At 52.9% G+C, this 1,683-nt stretch carries 1 protein-coding gene and 1 pseudogene; both read left to right on the top strand.

Annotated features, from left to right (window positions below; translation table 11 throughout):
- Nucleotides 1-291, top strand: a pseudogene (locus tag WAQ08_RS04005) (slipin family protein); the annotation flags it as partial.
- 93 nt (nt 292-384) lie between these two features.
- Nucleotides 385-1,683: RecQ family ATP-dependent DNA helicase (locus tag WAQ08_RS04010; protein ID WP_422189347.1), on the top strand; the 1,299-nt coding region annotated here is incomplete at its 3' end.

A 1,683-nucleotide genomic window follows, 5' to 3' on the forward strand; every position in this document is an offset into this window, starting at 1 on the left:
CAGGACGTTGATGTCCCCGAAGATCTTAAGAAAATGATGTCCCGGCAGGCCTCTGCAGAAAGAGAAAAACGAGCGACCATTACAAAGGCCGAAGGTGACAAAATGGCGGCATTTAATCTGGCCGAAGCCGCTAAAACGATGACGGCAAGCCCCGGCGCTATGCAGCTGAGGACCCTTCAAACCATTGACGGTCTCGGACCCACCGCGTCTAACACAGTGGTTTTAACGATACCCGTTGAGCTCATGCAGCTAGTGACCGCCTATACGGACAAGAAGTCGCGGGAGACCTAAAACCAGGCGTTCCTATTCGCATTGCAACTTGACCGGATTTCACGTATTATTTCGCTGCCTCTCCTCTCCCACAAAAATATGGGAGAACTCCGTATGAAAACCGAATCACTCGATTTACTAGAACTCCTCAAGAAGTCCTTTGGGTTTGGGTCTTTTCGCGCGCTTCAACGCGAAATCATGGAAGATTCACTCAAAGGCCGTGACGTGTTCGCGCTTTTGCCGACCGGCGGCGGGAAGTCGCTCTGTTATCAGTTGCCGGCGCTCGTGCGTCCGGGTTTAACGCTCGTGGTCTCGCCGCTCATTTCTCTCATGAAAGATCAGGTGGATGCCATGGAGGTGACCGGGATTCCGGCCACTTTTCTAAACTCATCTTTGGAAGCCGGGGAATCCGAGCGCCGTCTGGAAAAATTAGAAAAAGGCGAGTACCGGCTCTTGTACGTGGCGCCTGAGCGGCTGATACTTTCCTCCTTTCTTTCCGGCGTAAGGCGTTTGGGTGTCGAGTTGATCGCGGTGGATGAAGCGCATTGTATCAGTGAGTGGGGGCATGATTTTAGGCCGGAGTACCGGCGGCTTGCCGAACTCAGAGACATTCTTCCCGGCGTCCCGATACTGGCGCTCACTGCCACGGCGACGGGCCGCGTGCGTGAAGACATTCTCCGCCAGCTTCGTTTAAAGAACCCCGCAGTTTATGTGGCCAGTTTCAACCGGCCCAATCTCACGTACCGTGTGTTGCCAAAAAATAAAGCGTACGAACAGGTCTATGAGTATTTACAAAGTCACCCTCAAGAAAGCGGTATTATTTACTGCCAGAGCCGTAAAACAGCGGAAACCGTCTCCGAGCGCTTGAATAAGGACGGCATCCCGGCGCGGCCTTATCACGCGGGTTTGAATCCCCATGACCGAAGCCGGAATCAGGAACTCATTTTACGCGATGAGATTCGCATCATCTGTGCGACGGTCGCGTTCGGCATGGGCATTCATAAACCAAATGTGCGCTTTGTGATTCACTATGACCTTCCCAAAAATATCGAGGGCTATTACCAGGAAACCGGCCGCGCGGGACGTGACGGCCTGCCGGCCGAATGCCTTCTACTCTTTGGAGCAGGTGACACGGTCAAATACGCAAAATTCATCGAAGCCAAACCGGATCCAAGGGAACAGGAACTTGCGCGTGCTCAACTGAGGCAGATTGTGCACTATTGTGAGAGCTCTGGATGCCGCCGAGTGATGCTCCTGGACTATTTCGGAGAAATGTTTGAAGCGGGAAACTGTGGTGCGTGCGACAACTGCCTCTGGCCGCGTCAGACTTTTGATGGCACGCTTTCCGCGCATCAATTTCTTTCGTGTGTGTACCGGATTAAAGAAAAAAGTGGATTTGGCGTGGGTTTGAAT

Source organism: Aquabacterium sp. (assembly GCF_049274795.1).
GTDB lineage: Bacteria > Pseudomonadota > Gammaproteobacteria > Burkholderiales > Burkholderiaceae_C > Aquabacterium.